Annotated in this window: 19 protein-coding genes; 9 read left to right on the plus strand and 10 right to left on the minus strand. The window is 67.5% G+C overall.

The annotated features are described in order from the left end of the window. Positions 1–83: 83 nt before the first annotated feature. From ADL25_RS09910 to ADL25_RS09935, 6 genes are all read right to left on the minus strand, one after another. Positions 84–1592, minus strand: a complete 1509-nt coding sequence (locus ADL25_RS09910) for a bifunctional glycosyltransferase family 2/GtrA family protein (RefSeq protein ID WP_059127292.1) — start codon at positions 1590–1592, stop codon at positions 84–86. Positions 1593–1606: 14 nt separating this feature from the next. Beyond that, positions 1607–3262, minus strand: coding sequence for a sensor histidine kinase (locus tag ADL25_RS09915; RefSeq protein ID WP_059127293.1), 1656 nt, complete (start codon positions 3260–3262; stop codon positions 1607–1609). Beyond that, positions 3259–3999: a response regulator transcription factor gene (locus ADL25_RS09920; RefSeq protein WP_059127294.1), complete on the minus strand. Its 741-nt coding sequence runs from the start codon at positions 3997–3999 to the stop codon at positions 3259–3261. Before ADL25_RS09920 ends, ADL25_RS09915 begins: the two co-directional genes overlap by 4 nt. A 241-nt stretch (positions 4000–4240) precedes the next feature. Then, the gene (locus tag ADL25_RS09925) at positions 4241–4591 is read right to left on the minus strand and encodes an antibiotic biosynthesis monooxygenase family protein (protein ID WP_059127295.1); all 351 of its coding nucleotides are present in this window, start codon (positions 4589–4591) and stop codon (positions 4241–4243) included. Between the two features lie 109 nt (positions 4592–4700). Next, complete coding sequence (locus tag ADL25_RS09930; RefSeq protein WP_059127296.1) at positions 4701–5567, minus strand: DUF2797 domain-containing protein; 867 nt, start codon at positions 5565–5567, stop codon at positions 4701–4703. Between the two features lie 63 nt (positions 5568–5630). Beyond that, positions 5631–6386: a hypothetical protein gene (locus ADL25_RS09935; protein WP_059127297.1), complete on the minus strand. Its 756-nt coding sequence runs from the start codon at positions 6384–6386 to the stop codon at positions 5631–5633. Positions 6387–6569: 183 nt separating this feature from the next. On the opposite strand from ADL25_RS09935, the gene ADL25_RS48915 reads away from it, so the two are divergent. Then, complete coding sequence (locus tag ADL25_RS48915; protein WP_079050275.1) at positions 6570–7007, plus strand: hypothetical protein; 438 nt, start codon at positions 6570–6572, stop codon at positions 7005–7007. A gap of 1959 nt (positions 7008–8966) precedes the next feature. Further along, a complete protein-coding gene (locus ADL25_RS48920; protein WP_159044907.1) occupies positions 8967–9701 on the plus strand; it encodes a hypothetical protein in 735 nt (244 codons plus the stop codon). Positions 9702–9881: 180 nt separating this feature from the next. Here the strand turns inward: ADL25_RS48920 and ADL25_RS45935 are convergent, their stop codons facing one another. From ADL25_RS45935 to ADL25_RS09960, 4 genes are all read right to left on the minus strand, one after another. After that, positions 9882–11054: a protein kinase family protein gene (locus ADL25_RS45935; RefSeq protein WP_234380807.1), complete on the minus strand. Its 1173-nt coding sequence runs from the start codon at positions 11052–11054 to the stop codon at positions 9882–9884. A 303-nt stretch (positions 11055–11357) separates the two neighbouring features. Continuing rightward, positions 11358–11597 (minus strand): DUF2188 domain-containing protein, encoded by a 240-nt coding sequence (locus tag ADL25_RS09950; protein ID WP_059127300.1) that lies wholly within the window; start codon positions 11595–11597, stop codon positions 11358–11360. A 536-nt stretch (positions 11598–12133) separates the two neighbouring features. Continuing rightward, a complete protein-coding gene (locus ADL25_RS09955; protein ID WP_079050277.1) occupies positions 12134–12799 on the minus strand; it encodes a GNAT family N-acetyltransferase in 666 nt (221 codons plus the stop codon). Continuing rightward, on the minus strand, positions 12780–13520 hold the full coding sequence (locus tag ADL25_RS09960) for a GntR family transcriptional regulator (RefSeq protein WP_159044908.1): 741 nt from the start codon (positions 13518–13520) through the stop codon (positions 12780–12782). Before ADL25_RS09960 ends, ADL25_RS09955 begins: the two co-directional genes overlap by 20 nt. A 481-nt stretch (positions 13521–14001) precedes the next feature. Between ADL25_RS09960 and ADL25_RS09965 the strand changes: the two genes are divergently transcribed. From ADL25_RS09965 to ADL25_RS09995, 7 genes are all read left to right on the plus strand, one after another. Further along, complete coding sequence (locus tag ADL25_RS09965; protein WP_059127302.1) at positions 14002–14265, plus strand: DUF6284 family protein; 264 nt, start codon at positions 14002–14004, stop codon at positions 14263–14265. Continuing rightward, positions 14262–14456, plus strand: coding sequence for a hypothetical protein (locus tag ADL25_RS09970; RefSeq protein ID WP_059127303.1), 195 nt, complete (start codon positions 14262–14264; stop codon positions 14454–14456). The genes ADL25_RS09965 and ADL25_RS09970 overlap by 4 nt, the downstream gene beginning before the upstream one ends. Further along, complete coding sequence (locus ADL25_RS09975) at positions 14453–15343, plus strand: DUF2637 domain-containing protein (RefSeq protein WP_059127304.1); 891 nt, start codon at positions 14453–14455, stop codon at positions 15341–15343. The genes ADL25_RS09970 and ADL25_RS09975 overlap by 4 nt, the downstream gene beginning before the upstream one ends. Beyond that, positions 15343–15690 carry an RRQRL motif-containing zinc-binding protein gene (locus ADL25_RS09980; RefSeq protein WP_059127305.1) on the plus strand — a complete coding sequence of 116 codons (348 nt, stop codon included), beginning with the start codon at positions 15343–15345 and terminating at the stop codon, positions 15688–15690. The genes ADL25_RS09975 and ADL25_RS09980 overlap by 1 nt, the downstream gene beginning before the upstream one ends. 2 nt (positions 15691–15692) lie before the next feature. Further along, positions 15693–16019 carry a hypothetical protein gene (locus ADL25_RS09985; protein ID WP_059127306.1) on the plus strand — a complete coding sequence of 109 codons (327 nt, stop codon included), beginning with the start codon at positions 15693–15695 and terminating at the stop codon, positions 16017–16019. Positions 16020–16093: 74 nt separating this feature from the next. Next, positions 16094–18196 (plus strand): cell division protein FtsK, encoded by a 2103-nt coding sequence (locus ADL25_RS09990; protein WP_059127307.1) that lies wholly within the window; start codon positions 16094–16096, stop codon positions 18194–18196. 204 nt (positions 18197–18400) lie between these two features. After that, the gene (locus ADL25_RS09995; protein WP_059127308.1) at positions 18401–18865 is read left to right on the plus strand and encodes a hypothetical protein; all 465 of its coding nucleotides are present in this window, start codon (positions 18401–18403) and stop codon (positions 18863–18865) included. The last annotated feature ends 71 nt before the right edge of the window (positions 18866–18936 follow it).

Raw genomic sequence — 18936 nt, forward strand, 5'->3', positions numbered from 1 at the left:
CGGGTCAATGTCCTGTGGGCGCTGCTGCGTGACGGACGGTGCTACCAACTCACACCACCCCTGGCTGAGGCGGCTTGACATCTTCATTGGGAGTCATCGTGGTTCCTCGGATCGGTGTGCTGCGAGGGCACGGTGGCATCGCTCCAGGGGAGGTGGTCCGCGTCGGCGCGGGACCGGGTCGTGTCGTACGGCGCCGGGGGCTGTGGCCGCGGCGGCTGCTCATCCGGCCGGTGGCGGTGGTGCCGCTCGTACGGCTGGTGCTGCTGCTCGTCGTGGGCGGCCCTCGTCGTGGCGCAGCCGGGCGAGGAAGGCCCGTGGGCGGCGACGGGCGGAACGGGCCTGCGCGAATCACCGTGCCGGTCCACGAACACCCAGGCCCGGAAGAGCAGAAAGCGCAGCATCGTCGCCGCGAGGTTGGCGGCGATCAGCACGGCGAGTTCCGTGGAGTGCGGGGGGCTGTCGGTCGCCGCGTTCAGGGCGGCGAGAGAACCGCTGGTGAGGCAGAGGCCGATGGCGAAGACGACCAGGCCCTGTGCCTGGTGCCGGACGGCGCCGCCTCGGCCGCGCACCCCGAAGGTGAGCCGGCGGTTGGCCGCCGTGTTGGCGATCGCCGAGACCAGCAGGGCGAGCGCATTGGCGCTCTGCGAGCCCGAGACCTGCCGGAAGAGGCTGTAGAGCACCAGGTAGAAGAGGGTGGACAGAGCACCGACCGCGCAGAAGCCGACAAGCTGGCGGGCCAGGCCCCGCGGCACGTCCGCGATCTCCCGGTCCCTCGGATCGTCACCGAAGGGCCGTGCGAGCCGATCGAGCGGAAGCGAACCGCCGGCCAGCGCCCTGCCGATCCGCCACACGCCCTTGAGGTCCTCGGTCGCGGTCCTCACGATGTGCACCGTGGAGTCGGGGTCGTCGACCCAGTCCACCGGTACCTCGTGGATGCGCAGACCCGCGCGCTCGGCGAGCACCAGCATCTCGGTGTCGAAGAACCATCCGGTGTCCTCCACCAGCGGCAGCAGCGCCTGGGCCACATCACGGCGGATCGCCTTGAAGCCGCACTGCGCGTCCGAGAAGCGGGCCTGAAGCGAACCGCGCAGGACGAGGTTGTAGGCGCGGCTGATGAACTCGCGCTTGGGGCCGCGCACGACGCGGGAGGTCCGGGCGAGCCGGGAACCGATCGCCAGATCGGAGTGGCCCGAGATCAGCGGAGCCACCAGCGGCAGCAGCGCGTTGAGGTCGGTGGACAGGTCCACGTCCATGTAGGCGAGGATCGGGGCGTCGGAGGCGGACCAGACGGTACGCAGGGCAAGCCCGCGGCCCTTCTGCTCCAGCCGGAGGGACCCCACCTCCGCGATCTCCGCCGCCAGCCGTGCGGCCACCCGGGGGGTGCTGTCCGTGGACGCGTTGTCCGCGATCGTGATGCGGAACGCGTACGGGAACGTGCGCCGCAGGTGCTCGTACAGTCCGACCACGCACGGCCGGAGATCCTTCTCCTCGTTGTAGACGGGGATCACTACGTCCAGGACCGGCGTACCGGCGTCGCCGGCAGGGAGGTGCTCCCGCGTCGGCAGGGCGCCGGGAGAAAAGTCGGTTCGCATGACACCGACTCTTCTCAAGCGCCCTGTCGCACCCATGTGGTGGTGCTGTGGTGCGCCTGTGAGTGGTGTTTCGGCTTCGTTTCGTGATCGGGCGCCGGCCTGCGCGGGGTGAACGCCGGTACGTGCACGGTGAACACGGTTCGTCCCGGGACGCTGTCGACCGTGACGGCACCGCCGTGCGCGGTGGCGACGGCCTGCACGATGGCGAGCCCGAGCCCCGTCGAGCCGGTGGTCCGGGAGCGCGCCGAGTCGCCGCGGGCGAACCGCTCGAAGACGTGCGGCAGCAGCTCCGCGGGAATGCCCTGGCCGTCGTCCTGCACGTCCACGCACAGCCACGGCCCGCGCCGTCGCACACATATGGTGACCGTCGTGCCGGGCGGGGTGTGCGTACGGGCGTTGGCGAGCAGATTGACGAGCACCTGCTGCAGCCGTGCGGCGTCGGCCGACACGAGCGCAGGCTCGTCGGGCAGTTCCAGCCGCCAGTTGTGATCGCGTCCGGCCGCGCGCGCGTCGCTGACGGTGTCCACGACGAGCGGCACCAGATCGGTCCGCTCGAACCGGAGCGGCCGTCCCGCGTCGAGCCGGGCGAGCAACAGCAGATCCTCGACGAGCAGGGTCATCCGATCGGCCTCGGACTCGATCCTGGCGAGCGCGTGCCGGGTGTCGGGGCCGGTCTGCTCCCGCCCGCGCCTGGTCAGCTCGGCGTACCCGCGGATGGAGGCGAGCGGGGTGCGCAGTTCGTGGCTGGCGTCCGCGACGAACTGCCGCACACGCATCTCGCTCTGCTGCCGCGCGTGCAGGGCGCCGTGGACATGGTCGAGCATGCGGTTGAGCGCGGCCCCCACCCGGCCGACCTCGGTGTGCGGATCGGTCTCCGACTCCGGTACCCGCTCGTCGAGGGTCACCTCGCCGCTGTGGAGCGGCAGTTCGGAGACCCGGGTGGCGGTGGCGGCGACCTTGCGCAGAGGACGGGTGGCGATGCCGACGAGGACGTATCCGGCGATAGCGGCGGCCACGAGGCCGGCGGCCGCGACACTCACCTCGACCACGATGAGGGTGTTGACGGTGCTGGTGACGTCGGCGGTGGACAACCCGATGTAGAAGTTGCCGCGGGTTCCCTCCACATAGGTGACCCGGTACTCGCCGAGGCCCGGGATGTCGACGGTGTGGATGCCGCTCCTCGGCACGGAGGAGAGCGCGGCGGCCTGGGACGTGTTCAGCCCCTTGGCGACCATGCCCTTGAAGCCGCCGCTGCTGTCGTTGCGCGACTCGGCCACGGCCGCCTTGACGATCCTGCCGCTCGGGTCGACGACGGCGGCGACCGACCCGGGCTGCGCCCCTCCCCGGGTCACTATGAAGTCCAGCTTGTCGTCCGTCGACTCGCCCGTGCCGGTGGAGTCGACCACGGGCGGGACGGCCGAGCGACCGGGAGCGGGCGGCCCCCCGTCGTCGAGTGCGCCCCTGGGCAGCCCCGCGGCACGTCGACCCGCGTCGGTGACCTGGGCGTTCTTCTGCTGGTCGAGATGCTGGCCCAGTGCGATCGTGGTGACCGTGCCGATCACCGCGCACACCACGGCGATCAACGTCACCGCAGAGACGACGAGCCGTGTCCGCAGCGTGCGCGGCTGTCGTACCCGCCGCTGCGTCCGCGGCCGTCGTCGGGTGCTCATGACGCGGCGGGCTTGATCAGATAACCGGCACCGCGCCGCGTGTGGATCATCGGCTCACGCCCGGCGTCGATCTTCCGCCGCAGGTAAGAGATGTAGAGCTCGACGACGTTGGCCTGCCCGCCGAAGTCGTACGACCACACCCGGTCCAGGATCTGCGCCTTGCTGAGCACCCGTCGCGGGTTGCGCATCAGGAAGCGGAGCAGTTCGAACTCGGTGGCGGTCAGGTGAATACCCTGGCCAGCCCGCGACACCTCGTGGCTGTCCTCGTCGAGGGTGAGGTCACCGACGACGAGCACGGAGTCGGAGCGGCGGTCGGCGGCACCGGACCGCCGGATCAGACCACGCAGCCGGGCCACGACCTCTTCGAGGCTGAACGGCTTGGTGACGTAGTCGTCGCCGCCCGCGGTCAGCCCCGCGATCCGGTCCTCGACGGCGTCCTTGGCCGTGAGGAAGAGCACCGGCACGTCCGGCAGTTCGCGCCGCAGCCGGCCCAGGACGGTGAGCCCGTCCATGTCCGGGAGCATCATGTCCAGGACGACGGCGTCGGGCCGGAACTCACGGGCGCTCTGCAGGGCGCCCTGTCCGTCACCCGCGCTGCGGATCTGCCAGCCTTCGTAGCGAAGGGCCATGGACAGCAGTTCGGTGATGGACAGCTCGTCGTCCACCACCAGCACACGGACGGGGCTCCCGTCCGGCCTCAGCAGTTCGGTGCGCCCCTGGGGCGAGGTCATGGTCATGGTGGACACCTTGTCGAGGTGCTCTGAGAGAGCCCTTTCGCCAATCTGTAATTTCCCTGAGAAACGCACAGGCGCCTCTCAGGCAATTCCTGGGAAGGTCCGTGGAACGACCTGGCCTCCGCGGCCGCGACCTCGCCGCGAGGGCGAACTCGAGCCGGGGCGGGCGGGCCCGCCCGCCCCGGAACCTGTGCGTGGACCAGGAGATGACGGTCCCTCGGAGGAGGGCCCGCAGTGGACCGGCTCAGTCCCGCGGTCGCCGGAACGCACTGCTGCGCTCGACTCTGGCGACGTGCAGCGTGTACGCCTCGTACCACTGCGCGCGTCCCTGCTTCTGCGCCGTACGGTGCTCCGGATCGCTCCGCCACGCCTCGACGGCGGCCAGGTCCCGGAAGTACCCGACGGTGATCGAGAGCCCGCCCGGGGTGTGGGCGTGGTCCATGCCCAGATACCCGGGGACGTCCCTGACCAGTTCCTCCATCCGCTCGGCGGTCTCTGCGTATCCGTTGTCCTCCTCTGTGTACACGGAGGTGAACACAACGGCGTAGTACGGCGGTTCATGGGCGGCGACAGGCGCAACGGGGTGATCGCTCATGTCATCACGATCAGTCGTGTCCGTGCCGGCCGTCCAGCCTCTTGCCGTACGGGGTCCGAAAGGTGTCCGCGTCTTGACCGTCCCACGGCGGCCGGCCGGTCCGGGACGGTCAGAACAACCCGTCCTGCACGTCCGTCTCCACCGACCTGCGTACGGGTACCGTCACTTCGTCGTCTGCGGCGGCCGTCAGCTCCCACCCGGACATCAACCGCGTGTCCAGGACCAGAAGCCCCCGCGCCGTCGCCAGATGGAGATCGGGCCCGGCGACGGCCCGCACCTCCCCGCTCACCGTGCCTCCGGCGGCGAGCTCGCTCACCACGCCGTCCATGCGGGGCAGCCCGTCGAGCCCGAACACACCACTGTGGTCGACGGCGCGGAACGGCGCCCGCTCCAGCGACTCCGGCCACCCCTCGAGGCCCACGGCCCGCTTGTGCAGCTCGGCCAGTTCGGCGACCCGTTCCCCGAGGGGCGGCAACCCGGCCCGCACCGCCCGCTTGTCGGCGTAGGGAATCCGGTCCGGTACCCGGAGCGCGGCCCGCAGCAGCTCCTCCGCACGCCGCGCCGCCATCAGCGGCCCGCACCCCAGCCTGCTGAAGCAGACGGCACCCTGTTCGAGGAGCCGCGCCGAGCCGCGCTCGGCCGCGGTGATCCCGACCTTGACCATGCCGGGTCCGAACCACGCGAGATACACGCGATACGGCCGCGGGTCGTCGGCGACGGTATCGGCGGCGACGGAGTGCGCGCGGTCGAGACGAGCGCACTCCTCGCATCGCGCACCGGTGCTCCGCCCGGACACCTCGGCCAGGACCGGACAGGCGTGCCCACGAGCCCCCACGCATGTGCGCACACCGGTCGGCAGAACGGCGAACGCCACCCGCTTGCCCCGTGCGAGACCACTGCGGCGCCCGCCTTCCCACGCCAGCTCGGGCCCGCCTTCACCCCACCGCAGCCCCGTACATCTCCACACCTGAGTCATCGCCCTCGAGCCTAGGCTCCACCACCGACAGCGGCGGGTCCCGGCGGACGCGGGCGCCGCCGTTCAGCGAGCGGACCGGCCCGGATCCGCGAGCGCGGAGTCCGCCGCTGCGGTGCCGGGAGGCGCCTCCCGCCGCTCTGCACGCAGACGCAGCCAGGCGAGGGCACATCCGACCCCGGCCAGCAATGCGGGAACAGCCGACTCCATCAACAGCGAAGCGACCCATTCGGGGTTCATCCTTCGCGTCAGGCCGCTGGTGTACTGGCAGGTGGCCTGCGGTGGGAAGAAGCTGTACGCCAGAGTCCGCGGCGCATCGGCCCCCCAGTCCGCTCCCGCGGAGCAGACCGACGCCGGTCCCGTGAACAGCTTCCACCCGGCCAACGCGTAGAGCATGAGGAAGACGGAGCCGGTGACGAAGAAAGCGGTCCCCGTGCGCCGCAGCTTCCGGCCCCTCGTCGTCGGCACCACCAGATCGCTGCCGAGACGCGGTTCGAACCACTCCGCGACCAGCGCCACGACCAGGCAGACGACAAGAGCCACCATGCCGAGCCAGAGCAATGCGCCGAGCACTCCCGTCCCCCCGACGGAGGAGACGTCTCCACGCTCGAACTCGCAGACGGTCGCGGGGGGAAACGCCTGCTCACGCACCCGCAGCAGCCGGCCCGGTCCCCGGATCAGCCCGTGATTGCACCGCTCGTCGAATTCGAGCATGTCGAGCAGGGCCACTCCGCAACCGACCACGAGGGCACCGAACGAGATCCCGGCCCCGGCCCACAGACCGCCTGTTCGGTAGCTGCCATGCGTGCGTACGTTCGGCATCCGCGCACATTAACCGACCGCTTCGGTGGACGGCCCGAAAACAGGACCGGAGCGAGCCGGAGGCTCGCCGCCCGTGCCGACGACGGCGACCGTACGGGTCGCCGTGGGCACACTCGCCGAGGAGGTCCGACGTCTCCAATTCTTCGTCATTTACACTCACGCCGTGACACAGCGTGAGGGGGCATGGTGAGAAGTGTAATCGAAGCGCTGCGTGGCCCGCGGCGCCACTTTGTGCTCGGCGCATCGCTGATCGTCGCGCTCGTCGCGCAGTCGGCTGCGCTCGTGGCCCAGCATGTGCAGATCGACGACCTGCAGGCACAGCACATCGACCTCCAGGCTCATTCCATCGAGGCCTGCCCCTCCGGCCCGCCCGGCCCCACGGGCCCCACCGGTCCGATCGGCCCGCCGGGCAAGGACGGAAGGGACGGAAGGGACGGGAGGGAGGGACAGGACGGACAGGACGGGCAGGACGGCCGGGACGGCCGGGACGGACATGACGGCAAGGACGGGAAGGACGGGGAAAACGCCGCCGCCGGGTCGACGCCGAGCGAGACCCAGAGCGACAGCGAAGACGACGACGACGACCGGGCCCTCCCGGCCGGCCCGTCCGCCACACCCTGAAACGTACTCAACCCGTGCGTGACCGTTCGGGGATCACCGCAGTCGCACACAGCAACCTCCGACGAACCGCAGCACCAGGAGGGGCATCACCCGAACCGGTGACCAGTGGGCCGTCCCGCGTCGGGAACACGGTCCCGTGAACTCGCCACGGAGTGTAATGGGTTGCGTGAGTAGCGTAAAAGAAGCGCTGCGGAGGCCGCGGCGTGACCTTGTGCTCGGCGCATCACTGATCGTCGCGCTCGTCGCGCAGACAACTGCGATCGTCGCCCACCAAGTGCAGATCGACGATCTGCGGGCACGGCGCATCGACCTCCAGGGAAACCATGTCGACTCCGTCTCTCCCGGTCCGCCCGGCCCCTCCGGCCCTCCTGGCCCGACCGGTCCCACCGGCCCGCCGGGCAAGGACGGCAAGCCCGGGCGGGACGGGAGACGTGGTCACCGGGGTGACAGGGGTGATACGGGAAGGAGAGGGAAGGACGGCGCGAGCGGGCAGAACGGCCTCACCGGGTCGCTGATCGAGACCCACCGGAAGAGGCCCGACAGTTGCAGGACCGGACGGGGACACCAGCAGTTGCCCACGGCACACCCGACGAACTGCGGCCCCGGCGCGAGTGCCGGCCGATCCGGCGGCCGGTCGGCTTCGCCCCGTGCCGGGATCCGGGCCGAGGAGCCGAAGTCGACGCCGCGACCCGTTCCTGAGGCCGGCGGAGGGACTTCGGGGCCCCGGCTTCACCGATCCTGGACTCACCACGGCGATGAACCCGGCGGAGCTCCCACGACGGGCTCGGCCACGGCATGGCAGCAACCGGCCCTCCCTCGGCCCGTGTACGGGTCGCTCGGTCCGCTCGCGCTGCCGCATCCGTGACGGTGGCGGTTCGGCGCTCGACTCGCGGCGGGCCCGGTCGCCCGTAGACGTCACCTGGCCCGGACGCACTGAAGGCGCGCGCCGCGATCGGCAGGCTGTCCGAGGCCATGGGCGGTACCGGCCAACGCGGTTGCCGTACTTCACTGCCGCACGGCCTCGAAATACCAGAGGCCCCGGATCACTCCGGGGCCTCTGATCTGTGTGCACTCGGCAGGATTCGAACCTGCAACCTTCTGATCCGTAGGCGCGTGCAGCATCATCACAGACCGTTCCCCTGCTGGAATCTGCTGGCTCGTCTGCCAATTGAAGGCGTGCCCCCGTGCGGGGGTGTGCGCCTGTGTTGATGTCAGCTACTGATGTCACGCAACAGACCCTAGGGCTGCGGCTTCACTCGTAGGGCCGTGGCCACCGGACTGGCCCTCAGGTGGTCAGGGCCACGAGGCAGTGGGCGACCTTCCGCTTTTCAGGCCGTGTTCTGGCGGGCGCCGCCTGATCGTGGTGGCGTGGGTGTCAGGCGGTAGCTGTCCTTGTGTGCCGCTGTTGGCGTATCGGTTGGCGTGCACCGGGGGGACGGTCCCTGCCGCTCGTAGACGTTATGCGTCGACCCGACGATCCCGCTAGGCATTCCCATGGCGCGGTAGACGATGGGCGCCCCGTTCACTCAGCGCCCTTTCGACAAGAGGATGGTCACAGAGCGCCCAGGACGATGTGTCGTTTCCCCATCGCACTAGACTCCCGGCTGCACTGAAGAGGGGAGCCTTAGATGACGCCATATCAACTAAGCGTGGAAATGGGCCAGTTGGACCTTTACGTCGTTTTGGCGCTCGTAGCCATCTGGCTCGCGACGGGCCGATGGCGGTACCACCCGAGCCCTGAAGGGAGGAGCGCTGAGGAGGTCGAAGCCGAGTCGCGGCGACGTTCGCGATTGGTCAACCGTTCGATTCTTGCTGCCGCCGCGTTGTGGTTCCTGGCGGACGTCATCATCACCGTGTGGGCCTCGTGAAAGCTGACCGCTCCGCACCCGGCAGGTCAAAGATCGGGCGAAGTGCCCCACGCTGGAGACAGGTCGCACGAGGGGAGGGCAGAATGCAAGGGTGACCGAGCACAGAGACCTGACGAGCAACCGATTCGAGTTCTACACCTACCGCGTCGGACGTTCTCAGCTAGACCGCCTTTTCTCTATCGCATCGGAAGGTTTCCCCTCCGAGCGGATCATGTTCAAGACGGAGCGGAGCAATACACGCCTCACTCGTTTCACACTAGAAGAATTGGTTTCCGCTGTAGCCACCTCGCCGCTCCCCGGCGACCCGAACGTGTGGCAGAATCTAGCTTTCATCGCTTCCGATGATGGAAGAGAAATTTCAATCGACATAAATCAATTTTGGCTTTGCGCTAACATTTCAGGACCCGATGCAACATGGGTACACGGTCAGACCGCACGCCTTAAATCTATCGTTGAGTCGGTAGCTGGAGAAAAGCCGGTGTATCGGCTTCGCACATACCGAGCAGCGAAAATAGGACTCCTTGCGGGCATGATGTCTGCACCAGTGGCGGTCACCGCCTACCAAACATTAAAGGATGGAGCACGCGAAACTGTCGCTGCCGGCACCGTTGGGGGAGGATTGGTCGGGCTAATTGTGTTCTTGCTTGGAAGTTCCGGTAAGGCGAAAAACGGAACACTCCTGAGTGTGACTGGGGAGATCTCTGACCGTCGATGGTGGGAAGATCTATCCATCACAGATAAAATCGCGCTCGGCGGTCTCGGCGTCGCGGCCTTGGCTGCAATCGCTACAGGTCTGTCAGCGTACGCGGACGTGTTGGGGTCGTGATCGAATCCTCCCCTGCTAGGAGCGCAAGATGGCAGTAGGGAGCATAGAGTTCACGCGCTTCCAGGGGCACCGCTTTCCCTGGATTGGCCCTCTGCCTCAGTGAACGGTCGCCGTATGTCGATGGAGATGTGGGCGGAACTTTGGGAGGAGGCTAAATCAGCAACCACCCGTGATTAGACTTCAAGCAGGCGCGTCCGTAGGCGTCGCTTCCAGTTTTTCAACGTCCGCAATTAGTTCACGCACGCTCTGATATCGCTCAGAAACATCGTGCGCCGTGCATTTTCGCACGATCTGACTCGGGGTGTCCGCTCGGGACATCAGAGCCTCTTTACCGCTAAAGATATAGGAAAGCACCCACCCAATCGAATAGATTTCATTGCGTACGTCATACTCTTTGAAGCTGACCAATAAAGGGTCTCGAATTGTTCCGCGCATTTCCGTCTTCGTTCGGGTGTATTCGGAGCTCCGGTCTTTGGCGAGGCCAAAGTCCGAGAGTTTCACCAGGACTGCTCCGCCATTGAAGGTCTTCACCAAGACGTTTTGAAGACTGATGTCACGGTGAAGCAATCCCTCACTGTGAATGTAGTTGATGCCGTACAGAAATTGCAAAGCAATTCTCTTCCGTGACGAAAACGGCAAACTACTATTGCGCTTCTTGATGTAGTTGCGAAGTGTGGATTCGCAGAACTCCATTTTGTACTCATTGCGAGTTTCATCGTATTGGTACACTTCCACAACGTAAGGGAAGCTCAGGCGTTTGAGGATTTCAAACTCTTGCCGGAATCGATGAAGGTCGCGATCCCCCAAATCTTTATTGGCGCGCTTGACCGCGAACTTTTTGCCATAATCGGGGTCCGTGAAGGAGAACACCTTTGCGTAGGAGCCCTCACCAATCAACTGCAACTGATTGCGCCCCGAATGCTTTTTCAGTTGAATTTCGGTGCCCGGGCGAAACAAAACAGGCTCATATTTGACAACCTCGATCTGTTCAAAGTCATCAGGCACGGCACTCCCCCCGCTGCGCACCAGCCATGAGCGACAGCTTTTGATCGCTGTTGCATAACCATCTGCGAGTCGCACGTCGACGCCAGCATGCCTAAGGGACTGGACGACATCGTCCACCTCTTTGGCGAGTGCAATCATTTCCCTGCTTGCGTCAGCCCAATAATGACGGGTCGTCTCCGCCCTGTCATTTATAGATTCGAAATGCCCGTTCAGCCGCTCGTGAATACTGGCGAAAACACGACCGAATCGAGCATCATCCGTGTACAGTCGCAGGAACGCGTTCGAAACATTCATCTCCGCGTACCTACGCGAGAGGTCGTCCAGCATTAACTTGGTGGGGTCAGCCATTTCTCTAACCTCGCGCCTTCTGTGTTCGTGGCAGTTTTTAGAAGGGGTGCACCCATTGCGGGAATAGCTAGACCCTTTACTGATCGGACACCGAGCTATATCCCCTGGCCAGCAGCCTCCGCTCGCCGTGCTCCGGTCGGCCTCCCGCACGGCCGCTTCCCCCGCATTGACGACCGCCACGACCGGCGATGCCTGCCGGTGCAGCATGGGACGCGAGTGCTGCAACTGAGCGGAGACGAGGCGAAGGCCACCGGCTACATGCCGATGGCCTTGCTATGCCCACTCTGCAGTGAGTCCGTCAGCTCAGCCCTTCGGAGGGTACGGGTCGTTGCCGGGGGCAATGGTGCGCTTGTCCTTGATGCTCCCGTCGCGGCCGTGGCGAATGACCTCGCCCCCACCGTTGTTGCGGGAGATCTCACCGGCGCGCTTGTCCACTGCGGCCTGGGTGTCGGCCACGGCGGAGGCGCGCTGCGCTCCCTCGGCCCTGGCCTGCCACTTTCCGTCCGGACGCTGCGTAACGTGGTAGGTCTTCGGCCTGGTCATGGTTCCTCTTAACCGAGTGAACCCACCCTCCCCCTCTTGGGCTTCCGAGCCGGCGGAGGTAGGGTCCTAAAGCGCGCCAACGCATCAGGCCCCTGGTTCGGGTGGACTCAACTTCATGTTGACCCCGAGTAGGGGCCTGCTCACTTTGAGCACGACTAGTACACCATTCACCCTCACTCTCTGCAATCACTCGCGACCACTAGATGTGGGGGCTCATTTCCACAGGACCACTACATGTGGGCTCACAGGCTTGATCAGGGCATCCCCCAAGGGGCCGGAGCCTGTCCACAGAGTGATCCACAGGCAGGCAAGCGTGACTTTGTCACCTCTTGTGCTCATATGCGCAGGGAGTGATTTGGATCACACTCAACCGCCCATCGCTACTCGCCCTGCTCCGACCGTCCGCCGTCCACACACCGTGGAGGGTGTGGTTCGTGGCGTCAGGTGGAGCGTGCCATTGCGACGACCGAGGCGCCGTCAATCGAGAGCGACGTACCGATTCTCGTCCGTTGCGAAGGTGTCCATATCTGTCGATGTCAGCGTGTCGTCTCGTCTCCGCTGGTCAAGTCGTCGTTAGACCCTGTCTCCGCCCGCTGGTGCGGCACTTCGAGGGGTGTTGCCGTACCTCCGTGGCCCCCCTCCTTGGGGCCAACAAGCAAGAGGTCATCTGGCAGGGCTAGTTCACCCGCCCGACGCTGAGCGAGCCACCCCGACCGCCTGTGGGACGGCGCCTCCGTGCGTAGGTGCTGGAATCCCAACCGTTCGTAGTAGGCGTGCAGCCCGACGTTTGTGCGCCACGTGTCGATGCGCACCCACGTTCGTCCTTCCAGGGTGGCGAGCCGGGACATCCAGTCGATAAGCCGTGTTCCGAGCTGCCGGCCGGACGCTTCTCGGGCAACGATCAGCTTGTAGAGATATAGCGCCGTTTCGGGACGGTCGGCATCCGTCCAAAAGTCACGGTCGACAGGGCCACGGCTGACGGTGGCAAGCACTTCGTCATGCTCGCCAACGACGACCCACGCACGCCCCTCATCTATGCTCGCGCGCCACTTCGAGATAGCGCGCTCGCCCGTCTCTGGATCGCTCCACTGGTCGGTTCCCTTGGTACGCAGCCACCCCTCGGCCTCTGCGCGTAGGGCCAAGAGAGCGGGTACGTCCTCCGCCGCTGCGGGGCGGAGGCGCTCAGTCTGTACTGACTTCATAGAGGATCTTGTGCCTGTCTCCGGGGAGGATGGTGACCATGCAGCGGAGGGGGCGACCGTCCGCGTCGTAGCCCGTTCGAGTGTGTTCGGCGACGGGTGTTGCCGCAGGTAGGGCAAGTAGCTCCGCCTCCTGGCGGGTCGGCATGCGTACTGAGATTTCGTCCACGTACTTGGCTTGCACAAGCCCCACGGAGGCGAGGATGCCGCCGGGCGCGGAAACGTCACGGGGCTCCATCAGAGGCGTGCCGCTAACGAGTTCCTGGGGGAAGTACGAGTCGGCAAGTGCGTAAGGCCGGTTGTCTATGAACCGGATGCGCTTTCGAGCCACAGCCAGACCGTCTGCGGGGAGTTCAAGTCGCGCGCGGACGTGTGCAGGTGGCTCAACGATCGACACCGTGATGTCTTGGCGGGGAGCGTTCCCGTTCTCTGAGACCACGCTTGCCCACTGATCGCCAGCGGTTCGCCCTTCGACTGCGTTGGCATGCCGGCTCCGGCTCTCCAGGGTCGTCCAGTTCCACACGACGGGCGGGTAGTCCTCACGGACGTACTTGCCCTGACCTTGCCCTGTGACGACCAGACCTTCCTCGATCAAGAGGCGCACGCCGGCACGGATGGTCTCCCGGCTGTAGCCGTACTGGCTCATCATCTTCGATTCGCTGGGAAGTGCCTCACCCCCACTCAGCGCCCCGGACAGGATCTGTTCGCGCAGGTCATAGGCCACTTCCTGCGCCTTTGTCATTCCGCGTCGCACCGGCAAGGCATCCCCTCTACTCCGACTCCTCCGTACAAGTTAGACCAGGGGGCTTGACTCTCCAAGCCTGACTCATGCAATCTCTTGGCATCGGCACTCCTCCAGACAAGTCGGAGGTGGTGTCCTGTACGGCCCTGCCGTACAGAAGCGCCCGGAGGAAAGCCCGCAGGGGTCAGTACGAAGGAAGCGCAGGTTTCTTGACAACTGCATGGGGATCACGCCGCCTCTCCTCGGCCAAGTAGGCGGTTACGCGGGATCGCCCGCGTGAGGTACAGCGCGACCTCAACTTTCCGCGGCTCAACTGCTGCGGCCGGTTGCCTCCGCTGCACGTCTCGTACGTGCAGCGCTGAGGGGAGCCGGACACCCCGACCCCAACGGCAAGCGCCCCCGGTGCGGGAACACCGGGGGCGCGGTTCGGGCCGTTGCCCACCTGTGAGGGAGTACACGACCCATGGAGCACATCGGTGCACTTCAGACGGTTGTTACCGCCGACGAGTACGACCGCGAGCCGACGCCCGCGGAGCTGGACGCCATCGAACGGGAACTCCCGCTGATCCTGGCAGAAGTCGACCTGCTGGACGCGCAGATCACCGCCCTGGACCGCACACCGACGGAGCTGGACGCGCGGCGTATCCGCCGGGCCCGCAACCGGGTCCTGATCGCCCGGCGGGACCTGGTCAACCGCACCGCCGGCGCAGCCGGGGGTGCGGCATGAGCGACACCACTTCCCCGCGCGGTTGGCCGCTGCTGCTGGTCTTGGCGGGCGCTCTCGCCGCGATGGCTGGCACGACGGCCCTGTTCATCACGCACGAGCACGCATGGCGCTACCTGGTCGCGGCCGGCTGCTTCGCGCAGTGCCTCGGCTGGCTGCGGCACGGCGCCCGCCGGAAGGGCAGTGCGGCATGAACCGCAAGGGACGCGTCCTGCTCGTGACCGCGCTGGTCGGCGTGGTCGGCATGGCGTTCCGCGTCTCGTGGAACGCGCTGCGGGACATCGCCAACGCCATCGGCGCAGACAACACGGCCGCGACGCTGTACCCGTTCGTGGTCGACGGCCTGATGGCTCTGGCCCTGGTCGCCACCCTCGTTCTGGTTGGCCGTGACCGGACGTTCGCCCTGCGGGTGCTGGGCACCTACACGCTCGCCTCGCTGGTCCTGAACTACGTGCACGGCCTGGTCCCGGAACTGCACGGCCGGACGGTCGACTGGGGTCGACTCGCCGAATGGGACCCCGCCAACTGGGCTCTGGTCCTGTTGGCGACGTCGCTTCCGGTCGGGTCGATCTACTTCGGCTCCGATCTCGTCGCCAAGGTCCTGCACCACCGCCCCACCCCGATACCCACCACCACGAATGCGGAGGAATCCACCGAGACCACGAGGATTCGGTCTACGGCTGACCTCACCGAATCGACCCCCGAACCGGTCCCGGCGACCGTCGTGCGGGTGCCCGATCCGGTGGCGGTCGACTACCTGAAGTCGACCGCGTCGCTGAAGCCGCTCGCCTCGATCGAGCCGACTCCGGTTGCCCCGATCGAGCACCGGACGGTGGCTGCCGAGTCGCCCCGACCGCGCGGTGCTACGGGCCGTGTGCCCGACGCGGCGAAGTCACCCCGCCCCAAGCGCACCCCCGCCCAACTGCTCGACGAGGCACGTTCGGTGACGGCCGACTGGCCGGACACGAAGGTGACCGCCGAAGGCATCCGCCGCGAGGTGCACACCTCGCCAGCGAACGCCCGGCTGCTGCGAGACACAATCCTCGCCGACCGCGCCACACAGGCTGAGACGACCGTCTGATGACCACGCTGCCGACCTACCGGTGGCGCCTGGCCCCGGACGGCTACGCCACCCGCCGCCAACTGCGGGCGCGCGGTCTGCGCCCCGGCGGTCAACAGGTGGCGGCTCAGCTCGAACGGCCGCGCCGCCGGCGTGGCCCGCTGGTCGCCTACCTCTACCGGGTCGACCTCGCCCTACCGGTCCGGCCCATGACCCCGGGCCGGTGGGCGGCTCTGGCCAAGGCCAACGCCGCCCGCCGCGTCTGCCCCGCCTGCCGGCGTGACGCCGGATACGTCATCCCCGCCCACCTCGGCACGTGCGTGCCCTGCGCCTACCCCGACCACTCCAACGCCCCGAGGAGTTCCTGACCATGGGCAAGCCCGACACCCGCCGTCTGGACCGCGAGATCCGTCAGACGACGCGCAAGCTCGAAGCGGTCCGCAACGAGGAGATGTGGCCGCTGACCGGTGCAGAGCGCCGCGCGGTGCTCGCCGCGCTCGCCGGCGGCTCCTACCGCGTCATGCGAGGCAAGAGCCCCGCACGCGCCGAACAACGCCTCCAGTCCGCGTGGCAGTCCGTGCAAATCCGGCTCATCGCCGAGATCACCGCCTTGCAGACCGAGCGCCAGCGACTCGTGAACGAGGCCGCCGCCACCAAGGCCGCCAGGGTCACCAAGAAGTCGTCGATCTGGTGGTGACCGTACGGCCGCACGGCCACCCCACCCCCCAATCTTCCGCCCCCTCGTTCGGGGCAGTCAGGAGTACCCGAATCATGAGCGACAGCGTCGTTCACCTGCACAAAGACACCGAACCCACAGTGACCCGGCTGACCGTCGTTCCCGACCCGGCACCGGCGGCGCCGGTGCCGCTGTGGGTGCGGTCCGGGCGTGCCATCAAGACGGCCGCCACGCACGAGAAGACCACGACGACCGCCCGAGCGGTCGCCCGGCACCCCCTCTACATCGCCGGCGGGGCCCGGATCGTCGCCCGCCGCACCTGGGACGGCAGGACCGCCGCCCGCTACGAGCGCATGCTCCGAGCGGCGGAAGCCGCCGGGAACTACGAGGCTGCCGCGGAGTGGGAGGAGCGCGGACAGCGCTTCCGCGACGCCCGCCACCGCCGCCGCATGGACCTGCTCCACTCGCCCGTCGACGCGGCCAAGGGAGCCCTGGTCGGCACCGGGATGGGCATAGGCGGCCTGGTCGCCCTCGGGGTGGTCCTCGCCATCGCGAACAAGGACGTCACCGACGTCATCACCCCCATCGCGGCGGTCATCGAGTTCATCGCCCTGCTGATCCGGATCGTCCAGGTGGTGTGGGGCCCGCTCGTCACGATCGGCCCGTTCCTCGCCCTGCTCGCCCTGTGGGTCGTCGGCAGCAAGCAGCAAGCCGCCCCCGCCTGGGCCCTCCCCGAGAGCGTCCGCAACGGGGAAGGGGAGCCCATCACGCCGTCGATCGTGGTCAAGGCCCTGCGCGACCTCGGAGTCCCGGCACTACGGAACGCCATCAAGGAGATGGGCGATGCTGGCGCCTCGATGCTCGGTCCGATCCGGATCGCCGGATGCGGCGTGGAAGTCGACGTCACCCTCCCGTCGGGGGTGTCGACGAACGAGGTTCAGGGCAAGCGCCGCAAGCTCGCCGAGAACCTCACCCGCCACGAGCACGAGGTGTTCATCACCATCCCGCAGGCCGCCCGCACGGTTCGGCTGTGGATCGCCGACTCCGGAGCACTGGACGAGCCGATCGGCCCGTCCCCGCTGGTCACCGACGACACCCTGACCGCCGACTACGCCAAGGGCAAGGCGCCGTGGGGCCAGGACCTGCGCGGCGACGCCGCAGCGCTCAGCCTGTATCAGCGACACCTGCTCATCACGGGCCTGTCCAACCAGGGCAAGACCGCCGCCCTGCGCTCCCTGGCGCTGTGGCTGGCGTTGGACCGGTCGGTGGAGTTCCTGATGGGCGACCTCAAGGGCGCCGGCGACTGGGCCATGTTCGACGGCCTTGCCCGCGTGCTCATCCAAGGGCCGACCGATGAGCACGTGATCGAGGTGACCGAGATGGTCGAAGGCGCGGTGGTGGAGATGAACCGCCGTCTCCAGGCCCCGCCCGGCACCAAGTTCCCGCCCCTGATCGTGCTGGTCGACGAGGCGCAGGTGGCGTTCATGTGCCCCGCTCAGGACGAGGACAAGCGCCCCTACGGCGGCTCGAAAGCCACCTCCCGGTACTTCATGGCCGTCCGCAAGATCCACAACCAGGGGCGGGCAGTGAACGTGCTGATGTGGCAGGGCACGCAGGACCCGACCGACCAGAACCTTCCCAAGCTCGTGCGGGAAGGCGCCCACACGCGTGCCTCACTCGCGCTGGGCACGGAGTCGCAGGCCCGGATGGCGCTGGGGGACAAGGCCGTTGACGGCGGGGCCGCACCGAACCTGCTGCGACCCGGTCTGGACAAGGGCACGGTCGTGGTCGCCTCGGACGGGATCGAGATCCCTGCCGGGCAGGCGTCCATCACGGTGCGCACGCACTACATCAGCACCGACGACGCCAAGGAGATCGCCGCCCGCGCCCGCATGCTGCGGGACGGCGTGACCACGCTGCATGTCATCGAGCGGGACGAGGAGCGTGACCCGCTCGCCGACATCGCCGCCGCCCTCGGCGACGCACCGCGGGTGCCGACCACCGACGTCCTCAAGCGACTCGCCGCCCTCAACGAGGACGCCTACGGCACGTGGACCAACGGCGACCTCAAGCGCGTGCTCGACGCCCACGGCGCCGAACCGTACAAGTCCGACGGCCGCATGGTCGTCGCCCGCGAACGCGTCCACCGGGCGCTCGCCAACCGCGACAGCGACGGTTCCGCTTCCGCCGACAGGTAGAGGGAAGCGCACCCCGCCCGGGTAAGGGAGGCAGGGAGAACTCCCTGAACCCCTCCCTGGCCCACTTCCCTGCCCCTGACCTGCACAAATGATCACTCAGGGAAGCAGGGAGGCGTCCCAGCTCACAGGCCCGAAACCCCCTCCAGACGCCACCCCCAAGGGGGTGCCTCCGCCTCCCTGACCAACGGTCGGAAGGGATTCCGCATGTACCCCGAACACCCCGCCCACACGCCCGCAGTGCGGGCCGTGGACGTCCACCACCCCGCACCGCTCCCGCCCGCCGTTGTGAGGCCGGCGCCGATCATTCCCGTCCAACCGGGGGCGCTGCCGAGCGTGGCGAGCATCGTCCTGCCCGACGGCCGCGTCGTCACCGGCTACGCCATCCAGCCGACTCAGCCCGAGCCGGTTGCTGCCAAGCCGGCCGTCTCTCGCGCGGCGGTGAACGTCGCACTCGGGGGCGTGGGGTTCCTCGCTGTGTGCGGGGGGCTGCTGCTGTTGACGACGTTCATCGCCGCCCTGACGGCGCTGATCACTCAGCTCATCATCCTGGCCGCCGTGATCTTCGGCGGATGGATCGCCGTGCAGACCTTCAGCGCGAGCGGCCACAAGGGCGGAACGACGGTCAACATCCGCAAAGCCGTCTTCAAGCGCAACCACTTCCACGGCTAGCTACGCCAAGGGCGGCCCCCCTCATCTCGCCAAAGATCACGGGGCCGCCCTTGCCAGCCAGTCACCCATCA

Source organism: Streptomyces sp. NRRL F-5122 (genome assembly GCF_001507435.1).
Lineage (GTDB): Bacteria > Actinomycetota > Actinomycetes > Streptomycetales > Streptomycetaceae > Streptomyces > Streptomyces lannensis.

What these genes read in the sequence shown, in the direction of transcription:
- ADL25_RS09925 (WP_059127295.1), bottom strand. Translation starts at nt 4,591, where the DNA reads ATGAGCGATCACCCCGTTGCGCCTGTCGCCGCCCATGAACCGCCGTAC.
- ADL25_RS09970 (WP_059127303.1), top strand. Translation starts at nt 14,262, where the DNA reads ATGAGCGACACCACTTCCCCGCGCGGTTGGCCGCTGCTGCTGGTCTTG.
- ADL25_RS48915 (WP_079050275.1), top strand. Translation starts at nt 6,570, where the DNA reads ATGGTGAGAAGTGTAATCGAAGCGCTGCGTGGCCCGCGGCGCCACTTT.
- ADL25_RS09990 (WP_059127307.1), top strand. Translation starts at nt 16,094, where the DNA reads ATGAGCGACAGCGTCGTTCACCTGCACAAAGACACCGAACCCACAGTG.
- ADL25_RS09950 (WP_059127300.1), bottom strand. Translation starts at nt 11,597, where the DNA reads ATGACCAGGCCGAAGACCTACCACGTTACGCAGCGTCCGGACGGAAAG.
- ADL25_RS09935 (WP_059127297.1), bottom strand. Translation starts at nt 6,386, where the DNA reads ATGCCGAACGTACGCACGCATGGCAGCTACCGAACAGGCGGTCTGTGG.
- ADL25_RS09915 (WP_059127293.1), bottom strand. Translation starts at nt 3,262, where the DNA reads ATGAGCACCCGACGACGGCCGCGGACGCAGCGGCGGGTACGACAGCCG.
- ADL25_RS09955 (WP_079050277.1), bottom strand. Translation starts at nt 12,799, where the DNA reads ATGAAGTCAGTACAGACTGAGCGCCTCCGCCCCGCAGCGGCGGAGGAC.
- ADL25_RS09980 (WP_059127305.1), top strand. Translation starts at nt 15,343, where the DNA reads ATGACCACGCTGCCGACCTACCGGTGGCGCCTGGCCCCGGACGGCTAC.
- ADL25_RS09910 (WP_059127292.1), bottom strand. Translation starts at nt 1,592, where the DNA reads ATGCGAACCGACTTTTCTCCCGGCGCCCTGCCGACGCGGGAGCACCTC.
- ADL25_RS09985 (WP_059127306.1), top strand. Translation starts at nt 15,693, where the DNA reads ATGGGCAAGCCCGACACCCGCCGTCTGGACCGCGAGATCCGTCAGACG.
- ADL25_RS09965 (WP_059127302.1), top strand. Translation starts at nt 14,002, where the DNA reads ATGGAGCACATCGGTGCACTTCAGACGGTTGTTACCGCCGACGAGTAC.
- ADL25_RS09975 (WP_059127304.1), top strand. Translation starts at nt 14,453, where the DNA reads ATGAACCGCAAGGGACGCGTCCTGCTCGTGACCGCGCTGGTCGGCGTG.
- ADL25_RS09930 (WP_059127296.1), bottom strand. Translation starts at nt 5,567, where the DNA reads ATGACTCAGGTGTGGAGATGTACGGGGCTGCGGTGGGGTGAAGGCGGG.
- ADL25_RS45935 (WP_234380807.1), bottom strand. Translation starts at nt 11,054, where the DNA reads ATGGCTGACCCCACCAAGTTAATGCTGGACGACCTCTCGCGTAGGTAC.
- ADL25_RS09995 (WP_059127308.1), top strand. Translation starts at nt 18,401, where the DNA reads ATGTACCCCGAACACCCCGCCCACACGCCCGCAGTGCGGGCCGTGGAC.
- ADL25_RS09920 (WP_059127294.1), bottom strand. Translation starts at nt 3,999, where the DNA reads ATGACCATGACCTCGCCCCAGGGGCGCACCGAACTGCTGAGGCCGGAC.